The following is a 23,324-nucleotide window of genomic DNA, read 5'->3' on the forward strand; positions in this document are numbered from 1 at the left end:
GGCAATGGTTCATTGTCTGTTGTTGTCTATTACCTCTTTATTGTTCATTATCTCTAAGATTAGGTATGCTTCACCGCATACTTATTTTCGTTTTTATCCTTTGTTTCTGGAGTTCCCTTTGTCAGACCATCAATTCACCCCTCAAGATGAAATCTTCATGCGACGCGCCATTGAGGTAGCTAAGCAAGCAGAGAGCGAGGGAGAGGTTCCTGTTGGTGCAGTATTAGTAAAAGATGGGGAGATTATCTCTGAAGGATGGAACCGTTCGATTGGCAGCCACGATGCTACGGCACACGCAGAAATTGAAACCTTGCGTAAAGCCGGTCAAACCTTAGAAAACTATCGGCTACTCGATACCACTTTATACGTTACGCTAGAGCCTTGCCCAATGTGCGCAGGTGCCTTGCTACACAGCCGAGTAAAGCGCATTGTGTTTGGTGCTCCAGACTTAAAAGCAGGCGCTGCAGGTACAGTGTTGAATTTGTTTGAAAGCCAAGCCTCATACCACTATGCCGACGTTGAACATGGTTTGTTAGAGGAAGAGTGCCGTGAGCAATTACAAGCGTTTTTCAAGCGTCGTAGAAAAGAGATAAAAGAGAAGCGAAAGCAAGAACGTCTGTTGGAAGAGCAGCGTTTAGAAGCAGAGATGAAGGCTGGCAATAAGAAATAGCAGCGTACTTTCGGCACTCTCTATCGCAAGAGTGCCAAGCAAACTGACTGAGTAACTACATTTACTCAGCAATCATCTGCATGAAAGCGCGATTGCGCCAAATGATCTTCTTCTTATTATTTGAAAGCATACGCTTACGACGGTTTGCAGCAACGGTCTTATCAAGGCGTTTCGATTTCAGTTTCTTCATCATTTCAATGATTTCCTATTTGTCGTCTGACTTTTTAGTTTGGACTAACGATTTAATTATAGTGTTATTCGTTTGTTTGGCCTGTCGCACGCTTGGCTTAAATAGAAGAGCAGTTCTAGTCTAAAGCCAGCATTGCAGTGCAACAGAGCATAATCTTGATTGTGGTGTGCCGTTGTAAGGTTCGATTGTTACTGCAATATGACACTCTAGATCTCATCATCATTTTCTTGCCTGCTTCCCTTATCCCTTAGTGACGAAAGAAGAGTCGAAAAAAGACAATAAAAAAGAGCAATGCTAGATGGCATTGCTCTTTTGGGTTTTACTGTGAAGGCTCAGAACTGCTTACTGTCGACTGAGCTGCGCTGATACTCGATTCAGCACCTGAGGTTTCTAAAGGTGGGATCACCACCAAACCTTCAAGGGTCGCTTCTTGTTCTTTATTGCGCTTATTTACATGGCCAATAATGCTTTGGTAATAACGGCGAATGTTTTCAACGTAGTTTCTCGCTTCATCACCACGCGCATACCCATATCGAGTTTGGCTGTAGTACTTCTTCTGTCTTAACAGAGGTAATCTGTCTTTCACATCGCCCCAAGCATCAGGATCTCCTCCTTGTGCCTTCGTGAGGCGACGCGCGTCCATCATGTGCCCGTAACCGACATTGTATGAAGCAAGTGCAAACCAGATCTTTTCGTGTTGAGTGATTGAATCTGGTACTCGGTTCACGATACGACGCAGGTACTCAACACCGCCTTGTACCGACTGGTTCGGGTCGAGACGGTTGGTTACCCCAACACTCTTCGCGGTGGGCAGTGTCAACATCATCATGCCACGAACACCCGTTGGTGAGCGCGCAACAGGGTTCCAGTGTGATTCTTGGTAGGCCAAAGCGGCAATCAAGCGCCAATCAAATTCTTGAGAGTACCTTTGAAATAGCGGCGACCATTTTGGCAACTTGCTGTCCAGTGCGCGGATAAAGGCACGAGTATCAACGTAGTCAAAAGTGCCGATGTGGCCGATGTATTTCTCTTCTAGTGAAGCCAGTTCACCAGACTGTTTTAGGTTACCGAAGAACTCAATCAGCAAAGCATACAGGCTTTCATCTTCCGATCTATTTAGGTACCAAGAGATAGGTTGGTCTTCTGTCAGCTCAAATGCCAAGGCAACATCTGGGTACAAACGTTGCGCCAGTGATAGCTCGATAGAGTCGGCCACTGTGAATAAACGTTCGCCTGTTGATACTTCTTTTAGCAGGTCATTGATGTCTGCATTGCCAACCGCGTCATAGATGAAGTCATCGTGCGTTTTCTGCAGCAGTTTGAGTGTTGGTTCAAAGTGTGAGTCTTTCACCACAACCAAAGATGGCGTTAATGTGTCAGTAGACGCCGCCTCTTCTGATTCAGTTTGTGCTTTAACAAAGTCAGCCTGACGCTCATTCTCGAAATTGATCAGTTGTTCAAGGTTTCTCGGTCGCCACTGGCCTTTTTTGTATACGACCTGTTGGCTTACGTAGTAATAAGCAGGTGCGGCGCGATAAGCTCGTGTCAGTTTGTTGTTTTGCGTTAAGCCGGTCGCGATAAGATCGATTTCGCCTTTCTGCAGTGCAGGGAACAAGCCAGACAAACGGTAAGCGGGTTTAACCTCAAGCTTTACACCAAGCTCCTGCGCAAATTCACGAGCTAATTCGTAATCCAAGCCAGCAGGACCATCAGGACCGATGTAATAAGAGAGTTGGTTATTTAGGGTGCCGACACGAAGAACGCCACGATCTCGTATCTGCTCAAGGACACTTTTAGGTTCAGATTCAATCTGGCATCCAGCCAACCCAAATAGGGCGATGGCGAGCAGAAGGAACTTAGACGAAAAGATGAGCGTAAATTTAGGCATCAAAATGAAATCTCGAAAAGTGGAAGCTCCTTTATACCAAACCCCGCAAGGCTGGCAAAGCAGGTTTAATTAAACAGTTGTAAAAGTGGTGATAAATGCAGCAAAAGTACCATTTACGCAGAAAGTTAAAAAAAATCACGCAAACGGTTGCTTTTGGTGTTACGTCACAAAAAGAAATGCTTTATAATGCGCTCGCATTGAAGAGGTGGGATCGGCATAGGTTTTTAAACCTTCGGGAATAGCTTCGAAGAAAACAGTTAGGTTTTTCCTTTAACCCACTGAATTTATTCCAATACTACCTTAATCAACTGCATAAGAGACGTAAGCACATGAGAATTTTGCGTGGCTCCCCAGCTCTATCTGAGTTTCGTGTTAACAAGCTTTTAGAGCTTTGTCGTGAATTAAGCTTACCTGTAACAGGTATTTACGCTGAGTTTGCCCACTTTGCTGATCTAACGGCAGACCTAGATGAGTCTGAAGTTGAGAAGCTAGAAAAGCTACTGACTTACGGTCCAACGATTGAAGAGCATGAACCTGAAGGTTTACTGCTGCTTGCAACGCCACGCCCAGGCACTATCTCGCCTTGGTCTTCAAAATCAACAGATATCGCACACAACTGCGGACTGGCTAAAGTGTCACGTCTAGAGCGCGGTACTGCTTTCTACATTGAAACCTCTGCTGAACTTTCTGAACTTCAACTTGTTGAGCTGAAAGCAATCCTGCACGACCGTATGATGGAAGTGGTTTTCACTGACTTCGAATCAGCGGCGGCACTATTTACCGTTGCTGAGCCTGCTCCTTATGCGGAAGTTGACCTATTAACTGGCGGACGTAAAGCGCTTGAAAAAGCAAACGTTACCCTAGGTCTTGCACTTGCAGAAGATGAGATTGATTACCTTCTTGAAAGCTTCACTGAGAAGCTAGGTCGTAACCCGACGGACATCGAGCTAATGATGTTTGCACAAGCGAACTCAGAGCACTGTCGTCATAAGATCTTTAACGCTGATTGGACTATCGATGGCGTTAAGCAAGAAAAATCATTGTTCAAGATGATTAAGAACACCTTTGAAACGACACCAGAACATGTTCTGTCTGCTTATAAAGATAACGCAGCGGTAATGACAGGTTCTGAAGTTGGTCGTTTCTTCCCAGATCCAGAAACTCGCCAGTACAGCTACCACCAAGAAAAAACACACATCTTGATGAAAGTTGAAACGCACAACCACCCAACGGCAATCTCACCGTGGCCAGGTGCATCGACAGGTTCAGGCGGTGAAATCCGTGATGAAGGCGCAACCGGTATTGGTGGTAAGCCAAAAGCGGGTCTTGTTGCTTTCTCTGTATCTAACCTTAAGATCCCGAACTTCGTTCAACCTTGGGAAACTGACTTTGGCAAGCCAAGCCGTATCGTGACTGCTTTGGATATCATGCTTGAAGGTCCTCTTGGTGGTGCGGCATTCAACAACGAATTTGGTCGTCCAAACCTACTTGGTTACTTCCGTACTTACGAAGAGAAAGTAAACTCTCACGCAGGTGAAGAAGTGCGTGGTTACCACAAACCAATCATGCTAGCTGGTGGTCTTGGCAACATCCGTGATGAGCACGTTCAGAAGAAAGAGATCCCAGTAGGTGCAAGCCTAATCGTTCTTGGTGGTCCTGCGATGAACATCGGCCTTGGTGGCGGTGCGGCATCTTCAATGGATTCTGGTTCTTCTTCTGAAGATCTTGATTTCGCTTCTGTACAACGTGAAAACCCAGAAATGGAGCGTCGTTGTCAGGAAGTTATCGACCGTTGTTGGCAGTTAGGTGATGCGAACCCAATCGCATTCATCCACGATGTGGGCGCGGGCGGTATCTCGAACGCACTTCCTGAGCTAGTAGACGATGGCGAGCGTGGCGGTATCTTTAACCTACGTGACGTACCAAACGATGAGCCGGGCATGAGCCCACTTGAGATCTGGTGTAACGAATCTCAAGAGCGTTATGTAATGGCGGTTGCTGATAAAGACATGGCAACGTTCGACGCGATTTGTAAGCGTGAACGTGCACCGTACGCAGTGGTTGGTAAAGCAACTGAAGAACGTGATCTGAAATTAGAAGATTCACACTTCGACAACACGCCAATCGACATGCCAATGGACATCCTATTAGGTAAAACACCTAAGATGCACCGTGACGCGAAAACGCTAAAAGCTAACAACCCTGCGATTGACCGTTCTGGCATCGAGATGAACGAAGCGGTTGACCGTGTTCTTCGCTTGCCAACAGTCGCTGAGAAAACATTCCTTATCACCATCGGTGACCGCTCGGTAACAGGCCTTGTAGCTCGTGACCAAATGGTTGGTCCATGGCAGGTTCCTGTTGCTAACTGCGCAGTAACAGCGGCAAGCTACGACTCTTACCACGGTGAGGCTATGTCTCTTGGTGAGCGTACGCCAGTGGCACTTCTAGACTTCGGCGCATCGGCTCGTCTAGCGGTTGGTGAAGCAATTACTAACATCGCAGCGACCAACATCGGCGATATCAAACACATTAAACTGTCGGCTAACTGGATGTCTCCAGCAGGTCACCCAGGTGAAGATGCAGGTCTTTACGAAGCGGTTAAAGCGGTTGGTGAAGAACTATGTCCAGCTCTGGGTCTAACTATCCCAGTGGGTAAAGACTCAATGTCGATGAAGACTAAGTGGGAAGAGAATGGCGAGCAGAAAGAAGTAACGTCTCCGCTATCTCTTGTTATCACTGCGTTTGCACGTGTTGAAGATGTTCGTAAGACGATTACTCCTCAGCTTCGCACCCCTGATAACCTTGAAGGACTAGGTAATACAAGCCTAGTTCTTATCGACCTAGGTAACGGCAAAAACCGTATGGGTGCAACAGCACTTGCACAGGTTTACAAGCAGCTTGGTGACAAGCCAGCAGACGTAGACAACGCAGCGCAACTAAAAGGTTTCTACGAAGGCGTTCAAGCACTTGTAGCGAACGACCAAGTTGTCGCTTACCACGATAAAGGCGATGGTGGTCTATTCGTAACGCTAGCAGAAATGGCATTCGCAGGTCACTGTGGTGTTAATGCAAACATTGAAGCGTTAGGTGAAGACACGCTAGCAGCACTGTTCAACGAAGAGCTAGGTGCAGTAATCCAAGTCCGTAACGACGACCTAGACGCAGTACTTTCTACTCTTGCAGCTAACGGTCTAGAAGCATGTTCTCATGTGATTGGCAGCGTTGTTGGTGAAGGGGAAGCTTCTGATGAGCTAGTGATTAAGTCAGGCGCAGACGTTGTAATCCAACGTAACCGTACTGAACTACGTACTATCTGGGCTGAGACAACGCACAAGATGCAAGGTCTGCGTGATAACCCAGTATGTGCTGACCAAGAACACGAAGCGAAGAAAGACAACTCGGACCCAGGTCTGAACGTGAAACTGAGCTTTGACGTAAACGAAGACATCGCAGCACCGTTCATCAACACAGGTGCTAAGCCTAAGATGGCGATTCTACGTGAGCAGGGTGTTAACTCTCACGTTGAAATGGCAGCAGCATTCGACCGTGCAGGCTTCGAAGCAACTGATATTCACATGAGCGACATCCTAACAGGTCAAGCGGTACTAGAAGAATACAACGGCCTTGTGGCATGTGGTGGCTTCTCTTACGGTGATGTACTAGGTGCTGGTGAAGGTTGGGCGAAGTCGGTTTTGTTTAATGACTCGACTCGTGACCAGTTTGAAAACTTCTTCAAGCGTGAAGATACCTTCTCTCTAGGTGTGTGTAACGGTTGTCAGATGCTGTCGAATCTACGTGAACTTATCCCAGGTGCGGAGTACTGGCCACGTTTCGTTCGCAACGAATCTGAGCGCTTTGAAGCACGTTTCAGCCTAGTAGAAGTTCAGAAGTCAGATTCTGTATTCTTCAACGGCATGGAAGGTTCTCGTATGCCAATCGCTGTTTCTCACGGTGAAGGCCGCGTAGAAGTACGTGATAACGACCACCTAAACGCGATTGAAAACTCAGGTACGGTTGCTCTACGTTACGTTGATAACAACGGTAACCAAACGCAGCAATACCCGAATAACCCGAATGGTTCGCCAAACGCTATCACAGGTTTAACAACGACTGACGGCCGCGTGACAATTATGATGCCTCACCCAGAGCGTGTATTCCGTACTGTTGCTAACTCTTGGTCTCCAGAAGGTTGGGGCGAGAATGGTGCTTGGATGCGTATGTTCCAAAACGCACGTAAGAATGTGGGTTAATTGAAAACGATTTAAACAGTGTTATCGGGACAATAACCACAAGCGCAGATCGAAAGGTCTGCGCTTTTTTTGGTGGTGAGTGTGGTGTAGGGATCACCGTATAGTGGATGTGTGTATAACAAACTTTTGGACAGAAATGAGTTTTGGAAAATCAAACATTAGCAAATGACTAATAACTTCAGGTATGACAAATAACTAAACCTGATAGAAAAACTGCCACCAAAGAGCAAAAGACAAGACCTGACCCTATTGTTTTTTGTACGCAAAAAAACAGCAGTCAGTGATAGGGTTTAATCGCCAAATAAATTCTACGCAAACTACCATTTTCATGCCGGGCTAAATGACATGGTTCAGCATGCACTCCCAAGGGCCTCAAAGGGAAGATTGAGCACCTTCTGCCCATTTGGTCAGCTTTAAATCGTCCAAAATAAGCAGCACGCAAGGCACAACAATTGACGCTAGTAACGTAGCCGAGACTAAGCCAAACGCAATACTGGCAATTAACGGGATCAGAAATTGCGCTTGCGTACTGGTTTCGGTTAACAGTGGAAGCAATCCTGCAAATGTGGTTAACGAGGTGATAAATATCGCTCTAAATCGGTCACGTACCGCCTCTCGACAAGCGTCTATCAAGCGCTCGCCTTGGGCGATATTCTTCTTAATAAAATTGACCAACAGAATGTTATCGTTAACGACGATACCCGCTAAGGTAGCAAAGCCAACCAAGCTTGGAATAGTCAAATCGAACCCCATGCCCAAGTGCCCCCATACCACACCAATCCAGCCCATAGGGATTGCCAGCAGCACAGCAATCGGTTGAGTGTAGCTTTGTAACAGGAACACTAAAATAAGATAAATCCCCACCACGCCAAGAGCAAAGAAGGTCGCCAGCGAGGAGCCCGTATCTGAGCTTTCTTTATCCTGACCTTGCGAGGTGAAGGTGATGTCTGGGAATTTGTGTTGAGTTTGCGAGACAAATTCGCTATTGAACTGCAGCATGATTTCACGCGCATTGGCAACCCGCGTATCGATATTGCCTTGCACAACCACAGTGTTCATCCCATTAATGCGGTGAATTCGCGAGAAGGCTTGTTTTCTGTCAAACGTCGCAACACTTGATAATGGAACTAGGGTTCCATTGCCTGCAGTCACCATCAAGTTATTCAACTCATACAGGCTAGCTTGGTGCGTAAACTCATCCAGTCTCACACTAATATCCACCAGCTCGCCTTGTTGGAAAACCGTCAGATCAGTACTGCCTTTTACCGCGCTGCGCAGCGTTTGAGCAATGTTGGAAGCATTAACTCCCATCACGCCAGCTTCATCTTTAAGGTTAACGTGAAATTCGGTTCTGCCCTCACGCAGATCGGTGGAGAGGTTATAGACACCGTCAAATCCCTTCAACCATTTCACCAGCGAGCGGCTGACTTGATTGAGCTCTTGTAACGACTCACCCTGAACCCGAATATCAATGCCATTGCCAGCAATGCCCCGTTCTTTATCGGTAAACTTGAGTGAAACCACATCCGCCGTAGGGCCTACTTTTTGTTTCCAATCTTGGATCAGATCTTTAATGCTCTGCTGCCTAAATTGCGCTGGCAATAGATCGGCACTGACGGTTGCCATATGCGGCCCCGACTCATTAGCATCAGCATTTGAGTTGAACATGATCGTGGTGCTCGCGACCAAAGGTTTTGAGCTTGGGTATTTCTCTGCGTATTCTTGGTTGAGTTCATCAAGCGCGTTTGAAACCTTCTCCACCACCGCCTCTGTCTGGCTCAGTAAACTGCCTTGAGGGAGCAAGATACGCGCCTGCAGCACATCACTTTCCAAGGCAGGCATGGCTTTGAATTTCAGCCAACCTGACGAAATGGAAGCGGTTGAAATCATCACCACCATCACCAATATCCCTACTGAAAGATAAGGTGCATTCATCGCCTTGACACTCACTGGCACAAAGAATCTGTCTCTGATGTTTTCAAAACCGGCAATGAACTTGTCCCGTATAGGATTAGAGCGAGATTCAGTATGGCTATGTGCCAAATGAGACGGCAAGATCAAGAAAGCTTCTATCAGACTAACAAGCAAGGTAATCAATAACACGATGGGAATATAGCGTAGTACTTCGCCCATCTTGCCTGTGAGAAACATCAGCGGCCCTATCACCATGATGGTGGTAGCAAACGATGCAATCACACCTGGGAAGACTTGTTTGGTACCTTCAACTGCAGCGTCAAACGCGGGTAGCCCTTGTTGCCTCTTGGCAGCGATGTTTTCTGCAATGATCAACGAGTCGTCCATTAGCAGACCAATCGCGACAATCAGCCCGGCCAGCGTCATCATATTCAGGGTATAACCGAGAAGTTGTATCGCAAAAATGGCGCCAAGGAATGAAACCGGCAGCCCCATGGTGACCCAAAAGCTAAAGCGAATATTAAAAAACGCCCACAACATCAAAAATGCCAGTGCTAATCCCTGTGCGCCATTGCTGGTGAGGATTCTCAGACGCTCAATAATATTGGTGCTGGAATCTTGGGTGATGGTTAAAGCGACGCCTTCAGGGGCTCTCGCCTGTTCTTTTTCAACGATGCTGACGATCGCATCTTTGACCGTTAAGGTATCTTGAAATTGCGTTTTGGACACCTGAAGCAAAGCGGCACGCTGACCATTGAACAGGATTTGATTTTCATCGCTAGTGAACTTCTGCTGAATAACGGCAACATCACCGAGGCGAACCTGAGTCCCCGTCTCACTGGATTTAATCACGATATTTTCGAAGTCTCTGACGTTGCTGCCTAAGTGGTCGAAGCGGACGCTGATCTCTTCCAAGTCATTACTAAATACGCCAGCAGGAGTGCTGATACTTTGCTGTTGTACTAGATTGGACAAGTCGGACACACTCAGGCCGTACTGCTGCAACTTCCACTGCGATACGCGAATTTCTATTTCTTGATCCGCAAAACCGCTCACGGTCACCTGAGCGATCAATGGGCTCTCTTTTAACTTGTGCTTAATTTGTTGGGCATAGAGATATAAGTCCCTATCTGACATATTGCCGGTAATCGCGACACTGGCCACCGTTGCCACTCGGTCCAGTTTCGACACCGTGATCTGCTCAACTCGATCCGGAAAATCACTGATGGCGTTAACCTGCTGCTGAATATCGCTGGTTAAAGTGTCAATGTCTTCATCATCGCCGATTTCCACATTGGCGATGACCAAACTCTCTCGGGCATCACAGCTTAACTCTTTAATTCCACTCAGCTTATCGAGAGAATCTTCCAACGGGTAACACACTTCTTCCATCATCTCAAAAGGTGACGCGCCCGGATAAACGATCCGAACCTCAATATTTTTGGTCGGCGTCAACGGAAAAGTGTCTTTCTGCAGTTTGGGCAAGGCAAAAGCCCCTAACAGCAGTACCGCCATCATCAGGACATTGGCGCCAGTGGTGTGCCGAGCAAAAAAAGCGATCATAATTTGCCCTCTTTCTGAATCGCGTTTAGGGCTTTAAATCCGCTCTGCGTATCCAACCAAAGGCCGATTTTCTCATCCGGTTGCGGTTGTAAAGCCATCCCCTCAACGGCGGGTGAAAGTTTACTTAGCACAACCACATCACCGAATTCCACGCCAGATTTGATCACCGCAACCTGCCCTTGGACGAAATCTATCCTGACAGGTTTGCTTTTCAGTTTACCTTCAGAGACAGTGTAAACTTTACCATCATGGATGGCGTTTATCGGTAGCAAGACTTGTTGCTCCATCATTGGTGCTTTAATCGTGACTTTAACGAAAGTCCCACGAATAAGTGGTGGCTTCTCCCCGGGAATGGCTTGCTGATAGGGCTGATTTACTTGTGCAACCAGGCTTTGGCTTTGAGTCTGAGCATCGATTTCACCGCCGGAGCGGCTGATCTCGGCAGGCCAAGTAATTACTTTATCGCCTGCTTGGAGCTCGACTGTCGCGCTCAAGTTGCTATGAACATCTTCGTCAAGCGAGTCAAAGCGATTGGAATTTCTTAGCGGACGCATTTTACCAAGCGGAAACTGCGCGCGAACCTCAACGGCATCAATGTCATCCGCTTTGAGCAGCAATTCCCCCTTGTTGACATACTCGGCGAGTCCAACCAAGGTTTCGACAATGCGAATATCAAATGGGGCTTTAATTACGGTTTGTTCGAGATCTCGGTTTGCAAGTGCTAGTTCCGTTTGCAAAACCTTTTGCTGCGCTTGATTAATTGCCAGTTGGTTTTTCTGTGTCTGGAGCTGTTGCTGGCTGCTGAGCAAGTCTTTGGTCGCGCGGTCTTTCTCTGTTTTGGAGATATGCCCGGTTTCACTCAATTTGATTGAGCGGGCATATTCTGACTGTTGTACCTCAAACTCTTTCTCTGCAATCTTGAGCGAATCGATAATGGTCTGATTCGTTAGCATTAGCACTTCAAGCTCAGCTTGCAAACGGGCAATAGTAAGTTGATAAGCGGTGGGGTCAATTCTAAGGAGTTCGCTGTCTTTGCGGATAATAGCGCCCGTTTTGTATTGCTCAGAAACCCACACAACCGCGCCGTCAAGTTCAGACTGTGCCTGCCAGTCTTGAACAGACTCGGTATGTCCATATCCGATGGCAGAAGGTTGGATATTTCGCGGCTCGACTTTCAACACCCGAACCACCTTTTTAGCAGCCGTATTACTCGCATTAGGCGGTTCAGCCTTCATCCCTGGTGCGATCACCAATAACGCGATGCCCAACAAAACAGGAGGAACAAACAGAGCCCTTTGTAACCAGCTATACCTAGTCATAGCGATTCCCTTACTATATATTAGCTTTTCCTTAAGCAAAAGGTAGCACACCAACATAAGCGGATTTGCTTCCTTGATCTCAAAATAAGTCAGGCCTCACAAATGGAGGCCTGATTGAATTGAGCTACTGATTGTTTTTGCCTTTGCCCATGGTATTTTTGGGGTTCACCATGCCTTGATGAGCATTAAACTCTTGTTGAGAGATAGCGCGATCCGCGTTGCTATCTAACGAAGCAAAACTGTGGCTTTGATTGATATTTTTCAACGTACGTCCCTCTTCTGCTCGCTGGGCAATACGTTCTGAGCGTGCTTGATTGAACTCGGCTTCGGTTATCTTGCCATCACCATCGAGATCAAACTGTGAAAATACTGGGCGTGACATATTGTTATTCATGCCTTTATTCATTCCACCAGCCATTGCTCCGAAGGCAATAACGATACCGAGTAACGCGATTATCGTGCTTTTGATTTTCATGACGTTTTCCTTCTCTTTGTTTCACTACTTAAGAATATACTAATGTAAGTAAGATAACGTCATGTGATGTAAAGGTATGTAAAGATGGCTAAGTAGATATCGATTTATGTTCTTATCGGTTTGTAAGCGCAGCGCAACAGAAATTATGAAACTTCTGCCGCTAGTACTCTGGTAAGAGTACAGGCATAGCTATGTCCAAATGGTTTTCAAATTATCCCAAACTTTCAGCCACCGAAACCGAAACCGAAAAGCCAATGATATAAAATCCCTAGTTTCGAAAAATATGGCGATTTTTAGACATTCAGAGTGTTTTCGAACTTTTGCCCAGCAGTTTGCCTTGCAAATATCCAACAGACAAGGGATTACTTTTAGTAGGGCAAATGCATGTTAACATTCTGTTAACTCTGACTGGTAATGGGGCAATAATGATTCCCAGAACATACAAAAAAGCCGCTGGATTGAACCCCAGCGGCTTATTATTTTCTAGCATCTAGCATCTAGCATCTAGCATCTAGCGCTTAGATTAGTTGTTGCTGTGTAGTTCGCTGTTTAGCTCAACAGCAGACTTGTTCGCAAGACATTCAATTTGGCCAGTGATTGAGTTACGACGGAACAGAAGATCAGAAACGCCAGCTAGATCGCGAGCTTTAATGATCTCTACTTCGTTGCCTTCTTTATCTAACATGCGAACCTTAGTACCCGCAGTCACGTAAAGACCAGACTCAACCGTACAACGGTCGCCCATAGGGAAGCCAAGACCAGCGTTTGCGCCTAGTAGGCAGTTTTCGCCGATAGAGATAACCATCGTACCGCCACCAGACAGAGTACCCATGATAGAAGCGCCGCCGCCGATGTCTGAACCGTTACCTACAACAACACCCGCAGAGATACGACCTTCAACCATGCTCACGCCAGTTGTACCAGCATTGAAGTTGATGAAACCTTCGTGCATTACTGTTGTGCCTTCGCCTACGTGTGCGCCAAGACGAACACGAGAAGTGTCAGCAATACGAATACCTGTTGGTACTACGTAGTCCACCATTTTAGGGAACTTGTCTACGCAATCTACAGACAGAGCACGACCTGCAAGGCGAGCTTCGATTTGACGCTCAGCCAGCTCAGGTAGGTCGATAGGGCCTTCGTTTGTCCATGCGATGTTGTGCAGTAGACCGAAGATGCCGTCCAGTACCGTACCGTGTGGTTGTACTAGGCGGTTAGAGATAAGTTGTAGCTTTAGGAAGCCTTCAGCAACTGATGCTGGCTTCTCGTCAGTAGCAAGAACAACAAGAACAAGTGGCTGTTCAGACGCTGCCGCTTTTTCTGCGAAAGATGCGTTAGCTGCATCATCGTTTGCTGCGAATGCTTTCGCCAGTTCTGCGCTTTGTGCAGCAGAGATTTCGATAGCTTGGTTGCCTTCAGCGTAACCTGACACTTCAGCTACAGCTGCTACAAGAGCGTCGCTTGGGTTTAGAAGCGGGTTAGGGAAGAACGCTTCAATGATTTTATTGTCGCGATTTTTGGTTGCCGTACCGAAGGCTAGTGAAAAATAAGCCATGTTGAATCTCCATGTGTTGAGTCTTGATTTTGCTATTCCAAAACAACGGCTCGAATAACAAGCGCTGCCGTTAGCAAAGTTAATTTAATTGCGTTCATCATAAAGAGAGCGCCCTCGTTATGAAAGGGCGTATCGGGATAAAGTCTGTAAAATGATATTGCTTGTCTTTTGAGAGATAGTTTTCTGCAATGAGAAAACACTGCAGATCAACACAAATTGATTGGTGCGTTAATCAACATTCTCCTGTGAATCCCCTCTTTAGATAAACAGTGCCTTATAAGCTTGCTCAATCCCTTCAATCAACATCTGCATACCGATTACCGCGAGTATCAACCCCATCATTCGAGTAATCACGTTCAGTGCGCTTGGTCCAACGGCTTTAACGAAGCGCTCGCCAAATACAAACAATACGTAGGTTAAGGCGCATAGTAGGCCAAAGGCGACGATGGTTTCGTAGATGCCTTCGGTGCTGGCAAAGTTCATCGCGGTGGCAATGGTGCCCGGTCCGGCTAATATTGGCATTGCCAGTGGCGAGACGGCGATACTGAGCGCCGCATCTTGTTGAGCGTCTGAGTTGACCTTCTCTTTTGCTTTAGAGTGTGTTGAGTCACCTTGCAGCATATGAAAGCCAATCAAGAACACGAGGATCCCGCCGGTGATACGAAGCGCGTAAAGCGTGATACCAAAGAGGTCGAAGATGAGTTTACCCGAGACAGCAAAGGTGCTGACGATGATGAAGGCGATGAACACTGAGCGGAAAGCGATAGACTTGACCGTTTCCCTATCATTATCACCTGTTAATCAAAGAAAGATCGGTGTGTTGGCGATCGGGTTCATGATGGCAAAAAAGCCCATGAACACGGTAATGGTATGAATGATGAGCTCTTTCATATTATTCCTTTGAAAATATGTAGTTAAATACGACAGCAGAATGTATTTAATCTTAGATACAAATAATTATTAGAAATAGATAGTAGAGCAAGTGTGAATAAAAAACAGCCAGCATAAGGCTGGCTGTTTGGTTTTAGTGATAGGTGTAGAGTTTTAGTCGTCCGTTATTGCTTGATTCTCAACTAACAGACTCTACATAACAGGCAGATTGTGGGACTCACTTTGTCGTTATGCGTGTTGAGATTCACTCACTGCCACAGCCAATGCAACCGTCGATCCGACCATTGGGTTGTTGCCCATGCCGATGAAGCCCATCATCGCCACGTGAGCAGGAACTGAAGAGCTACCTGCGAACTGAGCATCAGCGTGCATTCTGCCCATGGTATCGGTCATGCCGTAAGACGCTGGGCCTGCTGCTACGTTATCTGGGTGCAATGTTCGACCTGTACCGCCACCTGAAGCAACTGAGAAGTATGGCAAACCTTGGCGAGTGCGTTCTGCTTTGTAGATACCAGCAACAGGGTGTTGGAAGCGTGTTGGGTTGGTTGAGTTACCCGTGATACTCACATCCACTTCTTCTCTGTGCATGATCGCTACACCTTCACGTACATCATCAGCGCCGTAACACAAGATCTCGCCACGAGGGCCTTGTGAGAAGCGGCGACGTTCTGTTTCAACTAGCTCACCCGTTTGGTAATCAAATTGAGTGCGAACATAAGTAAAACCATTGATGCGAGAAATTAAGTAAGCCGCATCTTTACCTAGACCATTGAGTATTACCTTCAATGGGTTGTGACGTGATTTGTTGACGTTGAGTGCGATTTTAATCGCACCTTCTGCAGCAGCAAAAGATTCATGGCCCGCAAGGAAAGCAAAGCAGTGGCTTTCTTCATTTAGAAGACGTGCAGCCAATGCGCCGTGGCCTATACCCACTTGACGTTGCTCGGCAACACTGCCGGGTTTGGTAAATGCTTGGAGGCCTTCACCAATAATATTAGCGGCTTGTTCTGCGCTGGTGGCTTTGCGAAATAACGCCAGTGCTGAGCCAAGGATATAAGCATCGGCAGCGCTTTCAAAAGCAATAGGTTGGGTATCCATCACTAACGCTTTTGGGTCGACTTTGTGTGATAGACAGTATTGGTTCGCTTGCTCCAAAGAGTCGAAGTTCATTTCTGCCAATACGCGAGTTATTGATTCATTAAATTGAGTGTTCATCATATCTTTCCTCTAAATTGGCAAAAATTACTGTTGGCGTGGGTTAATAGTGGTAACGGCTTCATCGAAGCGCCCATAAGTACCCGTCGCAAGGTCAGCAGCTTCATTGGCTGACACGCCTTGATTGATCGCCTTCATCATTTTGCCGAGGTTGAGATACTCGTAGCCAATCACTTCGCTGTGGTCATCAAGTGCAAGCTTGGTCACGTAACCTTCGGCAAGCTCTAGGTAACGAACGCCTTTCGCAGCAGTTGAGTAACTGGTACCCACTTGGCTGCGCTGTGTTTGACCTAAGTCTTCTAATGCGGCGCCAATTTCTAGACCGCCTTCAGAGAAAGCAGACTGAGTTCGACCATAAACAAATTGCAGAAAGATCTCGCGCATTGCTACGTTAATAGCGTCACACACTAAGTCAGTATTTAGGGCTTCAAGAATGGTTCTTCCGGTGAGGATTTCGGCTGCCATCGCGGCTGATTGAGTCATGCCTGAACAACCAATCGTTTCGATTAGTGCTTCTTCGATGATGCCGTTTTTTACGTTCAGCGTTAGTTTTGCTGCACCTTGTTGTGGTGCACAAGTGCCGACGCCATGGCTTAAGCCAGAAATAGCGATAACGTCTTTTGGACTAACCATAGCGCCTTCAACTGGAATTGGCGCTGAAGTGTGCAGATCACCCCTTTGAATAGGGCACATTGATTGAATTTCTGAAGAGTAGTGCATAATGTTTTCTCACAGTTAGAGTCATTGAAGACCTAGAGTGTTGAGAAAACAGGACGTGTTGGAAGAGGTGCGGCTAATTCACTACAGATCTTGAGTATCGATAATCCAAAGGTGTCATGAAGCTCGGCCTTAAGAGACTAAGTCCATTTCAAAATGGAGGAATAGCGATACATCCAACAGTATTACCTGTTTTCGATTCTGTAGGAGTCATTAGCACTGTTCGAAAGAACGGGCGGTTGAAGCAAAAGCTTAGGTGGAACCCCATCACCTGATGGCTATAGATTAGATCTTTATCACACTTTCATGCAAGCGAATGTTTAGAGCGATTTCGACTATAAACAGAGTTCATTATATTTCGATAAGTATAAAAAAACGCCAATAACGAGCTCTAATTAGAGGTGTCATTGACGTTTTCAACAGAGGTATCAGCTAGTTACGCTGCATCTTCTTCTGCGTCTTCAACAGCTTCAAGTTTCTTTTCTTTTTTCGGAGCTGGTTTGCGCTTAGCACCTAATGCATAAAGAACTTCTTCTTTATTCTTCGCTAGGTACATTGCAAGTTCTTCTTGCTTGCCTTCATCTTCAACTAAGTCGCTTTTGCTTAACAGTTCAAAAAGCTCATCAGCCATATCCAGCATTTTGTCGTATGCGTCAGCTTCGGCTTTAGAGGTAAAAGTCATTTTCTCTTCTCCGTTGCGTTCGACCACGTACTTGACGATAACAGCCATGGTTAATCCTCTAAGTTTGATAAATTTTACTGGCTTTTTATACAGTTTCTGATGTTAAAAGTCCAGTTGGAGCCCTAACAATGCGGCCTCAATCTTGATGTGTAGCCCAGTCTTCACAATAACTCATGAAAGATTTCAGCAGCGGGCTCTGGTATTTGTCTTTGTGTACCAGCATCCAGAAACGTCGTTTCATGTCGAGTGGGACATCGAGTGCTTTCACTCGGCCTGAGTCAATTGCTCGTTGCGCCGCCAGTCGTGATAAACACGCGAATCCAAGATTGGCAGAAACTGAATTGATGATCGCCTCGGTGGTGTTGAGTTCAAAGGATTCATACCAGTGTTCGATACGCGGTGCGACTGCACGAAGGAAAAACTCGCGAGTCCCTGAGCCTGATTCACGTAGAATCCAGTGACTATCTTCTAAATCGCTTAAAGTCACTTTTTCTTTTGAAACGAGAGGATGTTGATTACTAACAATAATACACATTTCATCGCTGCTAAACTGACTCGAAATGAGTTCAGGGTGTAATGTTTTTCCTTCAATTAGCGCGATATCCAGTTCATAATCCACCAACTTTTGGCAGATCAGTGCACTGTTTGAAATGAACAAGCTTTGATCCTGATGTTGAGTTCGTTCGCGAAAGCCTGACAAAATAAACGGTGCGACCTGATTACCAATCGTGTCACTCGCGCCGACCTTTAGATTGCCACTTAAAGGCTGATCATCACGGAACAAAACATCAATACCAGCAGCACGATGTAATATTTCATCCGCCAATGGAAGTAACTTATGTCCCTCTTGGTTGAGAATTAATCGGTTGTTGACCCGGTCAAATAGAGAGTGGCCGAGTTGTTTCTCCATTTCGCCTAGTGCCATGCTGACCGCAGCTTTAGACAGAAACAGAGCCTCAGAGGCAGCAGTCAATGTCGAGTGCTGAGTAATAGTGACGAACACTTTGAGCTGTTTTATTGAAATATTAGCCATCAGATTCCTAGTTTTACTCTGCTGGTGAAAATGGATTCTGTTCAGTATTGATGAACACTTGTTATATATAATTGGATATTGTTTAACGAAGCGCAAGCGTATTATGGCTTCAACAAGCTGATGAGTTCACAAGTTTAGTGAATTAGGTTTAAGAGAGGCTGACATGATTCAACGTATTAAATATAGATTAACAGGAGCTCCAACACCCATGGCAGGGTTAGCACTCGCAATTGCAAGCTTAGGCTGGTGTTGGGATGGTGTTCTAGTCGCACAAGGTATCTTACACACACCGGGTTTGGTGCAGTGGATCAGTGCTGGCATTGCGGCGGTATTACTTCTTGTTTTAGCTGTGAAATTTTTGATTCATGGTCACCTATTGCGTGAAGATCTTGCTCACCCTGTTGTCGGCAGTGTGGTACCAACATTTGCAATGGGGTGCATGGTGGTGTCAGCGTCTTTGGCGCCAATCTCTCAATTCTTACAAGAAGCTATGTGGTTGGCTTCTGTGGCTTTGCATGTTGTGTTTCTAACGAGCTTTTTGTACCACAGAGCTAAAAACTTTGAGATTCACCACATGGTGCCAAGCTGGTTTGTGCCGCCAATCGGTATCATTGTGGCAGACGTTTCTTTTTCTGGTAATCCAGTTTTAGAGCCAGTAGCGAACGCGACTTTGGTATTCGGCTTATTGGTTTACGCAGTAATGCTACCAATCATGGTTTACCGTTTGATCTTCTCTCACGAAGTGCCAGATGCTGCAAAACCAACGATTGCGATTATGGCAGCACCGGCAAGCCTATCTTTGGCGGGTTACTTAACCGTTACTGCTAACCCTTCACCTGTGATCATTGGTTTACTATTTGGTATTGCAGTGTTGATGACGTTCATTATCTATATGGCGTTTTTCAAACTACTTCGTCTTCCATTTAGCCCTGGTTATGCAGCGTTTACCTTCCCAATCGTGATTGGTGCAACAGCCTTGTTCAAACTGGCTGCGTGGATGCAAGCACAAGGTATTGAAGCGCATTACATCAATCAAGTGTTTGGCCTAGCGTATCTAGAATTGATTGTGGCAACGTTTGTAGTGGGTTATGTGGCGGTTCGTTATTACATGAATTACAAACCTCACCGTGTTCTAAGCGCGGTAGGCAGTAGATTGTAAGAAGCAATAGTTCAAAAGATAAACGGAGCTTAAGTTTTCAGTATTTCATAAGCTTATATTCCTAATCCAAACTCGGCACTTATGCTAATCTGGCAGTATATTGTGGCAAGATTAGCGTGAGTGCACTTTGTTTACTGTTTACCATTCCAATAAAGTCGATACTTTAAAAATCCTTCTCGTTCATTTAATCAAAAGTGATCCTTTAGCCAACCCTTTCGAAAAAGAGCAGATCTTGGTTCAGAGCCCAGGTATGTCTCAATGGCTTAAGATGGAACTCGCCAAAGAGTTTGGTGTAGCAGCAAATATAGACTTTCCTCTTCCAGCAACCTTCATTTGGGATATGTTTACCCAAGTGCTTCCTGATGTACCTAAACGCAGTGCTTTTAACAAGGAAGCGATGACATGGAAGCTGATGAGTTTGTTACCCGCTAAGCTTGACCACCCTGATTTTTTACCTCTACAACGCTACCTTGAAAACGACGAAGATGATTCGAAGTTGTACCAATTGGCAGAGAAAATTGCCGACATCTTCGATGGTTACTTGGTGTATCGACCGGAGTGGATGGCGATGTGGGAAGCGGGAGAACCCGTTGCAGAATTGATTGATAGTGAAGGGCAACAAGAGCACCCTTGGCAGCCGATTTTGTGGAAGGCACTCTACGAGCAAACGCTCTCTCAAGGCCAATCGAAATATCACCGTGGTAACTTGTATCACGACTTCATTGAAGCGTTAGCTAATCAACAAGGCCAGTTACAACACCTGCCGAAACGTCTGTTTGTGTTTGGTATTTCGTCACTGCCTCCTCGTTATATGGACGCATTGAAAGCGCTTGGCGAGCAGATTGATGTCCACCTGATGTTTACCAACCCTTGCCAACATTACTGGGGCGATATTCGTGACCGTAAATACTTGGCGAGAGTGGAAGCGCAGCGTCGTAAGCAGTTTGCTTTGGTTGATGGTTTACCTCAGCTAGAAGGCGAAGTCTCACCATTAAAAGATGGCATTGAAGCCAATATTGAAGACGAACTGCATACCAGCCAAGCGGTCGGTAATAGCTTACTGGCGTCTATGGGTAAACTGGGCAGAGATAACCTGTTCTTGCTGTCTCAATCAGACAGCGAAGAGCATGAGTTCTTTATTGATGTCGAGAGAGACAGCCTGCTGCATCAACTGCAAGCCGATATTCTTGAGTTAGAAGAGCACCAAGACGATCACATCTTAGACTCCAGCAACCACAAACAAGTGGTTGAGCTGGGCGATCGTTCGTTGACGGTACACGCTTGTCACAGCCCAATGCGCGAGGTGGAGGTTCTCCATGACCAGTTGTTAGCGATGTTTGATGCTGATCCAAGCTTAAAACCACGCGATATCATTGTGATGGTGGCAGACATCAATGCTTACAGCCCTGCTATTCAGGCGGTATTTGGTAATGCTCCGGGTGAGCGTTATATCCCTTACTCGATCTCTGATAGAACTGCAGACCAAGAGAGCCCAATTCTGACCGCGTTCATGCAGTTGGTCGCGTTACCGAACACGCGTTGTCTAGCTTCTGAACTTCTAGAGCTATTAGAAATCCCAGCGATGATGGCACGCTTCGGTATTGATGAATTTCAATTTGAACAAGCTAAGCAGTGGGTTGAAGAAGCGGGTATCCGCTGGGGCGTCGATTCTTCTACGGCAACAGAGTTTGATTTGCCTGCCACCGAGCAAAATACTTGGCTATTTGGTATCCAGCGTATGTTACTGGGTTATGCGATGTCGGATTCCGCAGGTTTGTTTGAAACTGGACACTCTCCAATTGCAGCTTATAACGAAGTTCAGGGCATTAACGCCGAACTTGCTGGTAAGTTAGCGCACTTTATTGATCGTATTGCCCATTACCGTCAACGCCTTGCTGAGACGCAATCCATCGATATGTGGCGTGAAACCTTGCTGCAAATGATTGATGATTTCTTCGCCGTTGAGCTAGAAGGCGAGGTGGTGCTTAAGTCGATTCGTGATGCACTTTCTCAACTGAATGAACAGCTTGATGATGCCTTGTACGAACAAGAACTATCGCTAAGCATTATCTATCAGTACTTAAACAATAAACTGTCGGGTGCGCGTATCAGTCAGCGTTTCTTAGCGGGGCAAGTGAACTTTTGTACCCTGATGCCGATGCGTTCTATCCCGTTCAAAACTGTTTGTCTATTAGGCATGAATGACGGTGTTTACCCACGCTCAATGCCGCCGGAAGGTTTTGATTTGATGAACGGACGCACTCGTCCGGGAGATCGTTCTCGTCGTGATGATGACCGTTACCTATTCTTAGAAGCGATGTTGTCGGCGCAAGAGTGTTTATACATCAGTTATGTCGGCCGCTCGATTCAAGATAATACTGAGCGAGTACCGTCGGTATTGGTTTCTGAGTTGATTGAGTACTGCCACCAGAACTACTGCCTAAGTGCAGATCAAGCGTTACCAAGTGATGATTCTGGTATCAAACTGACTCAAGCAATCAGCTTTGAACACACCATGACACCATTTAGCCCAGCAGCCTTTACGCAAGGTGATGCAGGTCATGTATTGAGCTACGCCAAAGAATGGCTTCCTGCGGCAAATCGTTCTGGTGAGCGCAGTGGTGAATTCAATCGTGCATTGGATGACTATTTGTTGGGGGCAACGTACCCGTTGGAATTGGACCTGGTTGAGTTACAGCGTTTTTGGCGTTTGCCAGTGCAGTACTTCTTTAATCGCCGTCTCAAAGTGGTGTTTGAACCGCCACTTCCTGTAATGGAAGACGATGAGCCATTCGTACTCAATGGCCTAGAGAGCTTCCAGCTTAAAGATGCGCTGCTGCAAGTGTTGCTGGACCACCCAGAAGGTGCAGACGAAGCGGTGCGACTGTTTGTCTCTGAGCAAAAAGCCCAAGGTCGATTACCGGTCGGCGCCTTTGGTGACATCGAATTTGAAACCAATCGTGTTCAAGCGGAAGACTTAGCCAAAGAGATTAGATTTGTGAGCGGATCACCGCAGCAAGATCTCGAAGTGAATATCGAGTTTGACGTGTTAGGCGAAGGTAAGCCTGTTCGCTTGATGGGGTGGTTAACTCAAAACTATCAATCAGGTCTAGTGCGTTTCCGTAGCGGCAAAATACGCTCTCAAGATTACTTGGCTGCGTGGATTGATCATCTATCCTGCGCTGTTATGGGACACGGAAAAACGACCCATATTATTGGCTATGACAGAAAAGAGGGCGTGGTTCACCAAACGCTACAACCTATCGGCGATGCGCAGCAAGCGAAGAGTATATTAGCTGAGTTAGTACGACTGTTTTATCAAGGTATGACTGCACCATTGCCATACTTCCCGAAAACGGCATTAGCTGGTGTTGAAGCGGGCTTTAGCCGTGGTAAGTGGGTCGATGATGAAGAAAAGTCACTCAAGAAAATGGCCGATACCTTTAATGACAGCTTCGCCTTCACGGGCGAGGGTAGAGATACCTACATCTCACGAATCTGGTCTAAATGGGACGATGAATTGGCTACTGAGTCGCGTATGTATTCAACGCTTGTGCTACAGGCGGCAAGGTTGGCTACTGCCGATCTGGAAGATCAGGAGTAGGTGGCTGTGATCGATAAGATCAATAGCGAGTGCGCTGAATTAATGAAAGACAAAAGAGAGTCGCTGGTAAGCGTTTGGTACGCTTGCTTTCAAGATGAAGGGAATCAAGGTGAATAGAAGCAAGGTACAGGAAATAAAGTGGCCGCCAGTAAATCATTATTAGTGTAGGGCGTTCGCTGTACGGCCACAGGTCAGA

General features: G+C 46.3%; 13 protein-coding genes, 2 pseudogenes and 1 riboswitch. Of the genes and pseudogenes, 4 read left to right on the forward strand and 11 right to left on the reverse strand.

Annotated features, from left to right (window positions below; genetic code table 11):
• Positions 1–65 precede the first annotated feature (65 nt).
• A pseudogene (gene tadA, locus AB4161_RS00195) lies at positions 66–670 on the forward strand (tRNA adenosine(34) deaminase TadA).
• Positions 671–731: 61 nt separating this feature from the next.
• Here tadA and AB4161_RS00200 read toward each other — a convergent pair.
• Both AB4161_RS00200 and mltF read right to left on the reverse strand, forming a co-directional pair.
• Positions 732–863 carry a hypothetical protein gene (locus AB4161_RS00200; RefSeq protein WP_017059878.1) on the reverse strand — a complete coding sequence of 44 codons (132 nt, stop codon included), beginning with the start codon at positions 861–863 and terminating at the stop codon, positions 732–734.
• A gap of 316 nt (positions 864–1,179) precedes the next feature.
• A complete protein-coding gene (gene mltF / locus AB4161_RS00205) occupies positions 1,180–2,748 on the reverse strand; it encodes a membrane-bound lytic murein transglycosylase MltF (protein WP_372082509.1) in 1,569 nt (522 codons plus the stop codon).
• Positions 2,749–3,077: 329 nt separating this feature from the next.
• Between mltF and purL the strand changes: the two genes are divergently transcribed.
• On the forward strand, positions 3,078–7,001 hold the full coding sequence (gene purL / locus AB4161_RS00210; protein ID WP_372082510.1) for a phosphoribosylformylglycinamidine synthase: 3,924 nt from the start codon (positions 3,078–3,080) through the stop codon (positions 6,999–7,001).
• 372 nt (positions 7,002–7,373) lie between these two features.
• Here the strand turns inward: purL and AB4161_RS00215 are convergent, their stop codons facing one another.
• The 9 genes and pseudogenes from AB4161_RS00215 to AB4161_RS00255 form a co-directional block, all read right to left on the reverse strand.
• Entirely contained in the window at positions 7,374–10,478 is a 3,105-nt protein-coding gene (locus AB4161_RS00215) for an efflux RND transporter permease subunit (protein WP_372082511.1), read from the reverse strand.
• Positions 10,475–11,797, reverse strand: a complete 1,323-nt coding sequence (locus AB4161_RS00220; protein ID WP_032545691.1) for an efflux RND transporter periplasmic adaptor subunit — start codon at positions 11,795–11,797, stop codon at positions 10,475–10,477. The genes AB4161_RS00215 and AB4161_RS00220 overlap by 4 nt, the downstream gene beginning before the upstream one ends.
• 124 nt (positions 11,798–11,921) lie before the next feature.
• Positions 11,922–12,272, reverse strand: coding sequence for an EF-hand domain-containing protein (locus AB4161_RS00225; protein ID WP_017059884.1), 351 nt, complete (start codon positions 12,270–12,272; stop codon positions 11,922–11,924).
• A 523-nt stretch (positions 12,273–12,795) separates the two neighbouring features.
• Entirely contained in the window at positions 12,796–13,827 is a 1,032-nt protein-coding gene (dapD, locus tag AB4161_RS00230) for a 2,3,4,5-tetrahydropyridine-2,6-dicarboxylate N-succinyltransferase (protein WP_017059885.1), read from the reverse strand.
• A 258-nt stretch (positions 13,828–14,085) separates the two neighbouring features.
• Positions 14,086–14,718 (reverse strand): annotated as a pseudogene (locus AB4161_RS00235) (MarC family protein).
• 228 nt (positions 14,719–14,946) lie between these two features.
• Positions 14,947–15,936 (reverse strand): GGGtGRT protein, encoded by a 990-nt coding sequence (locus tag AB4161_RS00240; protein ID WP_372082513.1) that lies wholly within the window; start codon positions 15,934–15,936, stop codon positions 14,947–14,949.
• Between the two features lie 24 nt (positions 15,937–15,960).
• Positions 15,961–16,653, reverse strand: coding sequence for an iron-sulfur cluster assembly scaffold protein (locus AB4161_RS00245; protein ID WP_017079913.1), 693 nt, complete (start codon positions 16,651–16,653; stop codon positions 15,961–15,963).
• A 194-nt stretch (positions 16,654–16,847) separates the two neighbouring features.
• Positions 16,848–16,931: riboswitch (Fluoride riboswitch) on the reverse strand.
• A gap of 155 nt (positions 16,932–17,086) precedes the next feature.
• Complete coding sequence (locus tag AB4161_RS00250) at positions 17,087–17,380, reverse strand: YebG family protein (RefSeq protein ID WP_004735185.1); 294 nt, start codon at positions 17,378–17,380, stop codon at positions 17,087–17,089.
• An 88-nt stretch (positions 17,381–17,468) separates the two neighbouring features.
• Positions 17,469–18,365 carry a LysR family transcriptional regulator gene (locus tag AB4161_RS00255; protein ID WP_048608012.1) on the reverse strand — a complete coding sequence of 299 codons (897 nt, stop codon included), beginning with the start codon at positions 18,363–18,365 and terminating at the stop codon, positions 17,469–17,471.
• A 208-nt stretch (positions 18,366–18,573) separates the two neighbouring features.
• Between AB4161_RS00255 and AB4161_RS00260 the strand changes: the two genes are divergently transcribed.
• Both AB4161_RS00260 and recC read left to right on the forward strand, forming a co-directional pair.
• Positions 18,574–19,524 (forward strand): TDT family transporter, encoded by a 951-nt coding sequence (locus AB4161_RS00260; RefSeq protein ID WP_017071043.1) that lies wholly within the window; start codon positions 18,574–18,576, stop codon positions 19,522–19,524.
• Positions 19,525–19,651: 127 nt separating this feature from the next.
• Positions 19,652–23,128: an exodeoxyribonuclease V subunit gamma gene (gene recC, locus AB4161_RS00265; RefSeq protein WP_372082514.1), complete on the forward strand. Its 3,477-nt coding sequence runs from the start codon at positions 19,652–19,654 to the stop codon at positions 23,126–23,128.
• Positions 23,129–23,324 lie beyond the last annotated feature (196 nt).

Source organism: Vibrio sp. 10N.286.51.E5, from assembly GCF_041469125.1.
Lineage (GTDB): Bacteria > Pseudomonadota > Gammaproteobacteria > Enterobacterales > Vibrionaceae > Vibrio > Vibrio crassostreae_C.

What these genes read in the sequence shown, in the direction of transcription:
- AB4161_RS00260 (WP_017071043.1), top strand. Translation starts at nt 18,574, where the DNA reads ATGGCAGGGTTAGCACTCGCAATTGCAAGCTTAGGCTGGTGTTGGGAT.
- AB4161_RS00250 (WP_004735185.1), bottom strand. Translation starts at nt 17,380, where the DNA reads ATGGCTGTTATCGTCAAGTACGTGGTCGAACGCAACGGAGAAGAGAAA.
- mltF (WP_372082509.1), bottom strand. Translation starts at nt 2,748, where the DNA reads ATGCCTAAATTTACGCTCATCTTTTCGTCTAAGTTCCTTCTGCTCGCC.
- AB4161_RS00215 (WP_372082511.1), bottom strand. Translation starts at nt 10,478, where the DNA reads ATGATCGCTTTTTTTGCTCGGCACACCACTGGCGCCAATGTCCTGATG.
- dapD (WP_017059885.1), bottom strand. Translation starts at nt 13,827, where the DNA reads ATGGCTTATTTTTCACTAGCCTTCGGTACGGCAACCAAAAATCGCGAC.
- AB4161_RS00220 (WP_032545691.1), bottom strand. Translation starts at nt 11,797, where the DNA reads ATGACTAGGTATAGCTGGTTACAAAGGGCTCTGTTTGTTCCTCCTGTT.
- AB4161_RS00240 (WP_372082513.1), bottom strand. Translation starts at nt 15,936, where the DNA reads ATGATGAACACTCAATTTAATGAATCAATAACTCGCGTATTGGCAGAA.
- purL (WP_372082510.1), top strand. Translation starts at nt 3,078, where the DNA reads ATGAGAATTTTGCGTGGCTCCCCAGCTCTATCTGAGTTTCGTGTTAAC.
- AB4161_RS00245 (WP_017079913.1), bottom strand. Translation starts at nt 16,653, where the DNA reads ATGCACTACTCTTCAGAAATTCAATCAATGTGCCCTATTCAAAGGGGT.
- AB4161_RS00225 (WP_017059884.1), bottom strand. Translation starts at nt 12,272, where the DNA reads ATGAAAATCAAAAGCACGATAATCGCGTTACTCGGTATCGTTATTGCC.
- AB4161_RS00200 (WP_017059878.1), bottom strand. Translation starts at nt 863, where the DNA reads ATGATGAAGAAACTGAAATCGAAACGCCTTGATAAGACCGTTGCTGCA.
- AB4161_RS00255 (WP_048608012.1), bottom strand. Translation starts at nt 18,365, where the DNA reads ATGGCTAATATTTCAATAAAACAGCTCAAAGTGTTCGTCACTATTACT.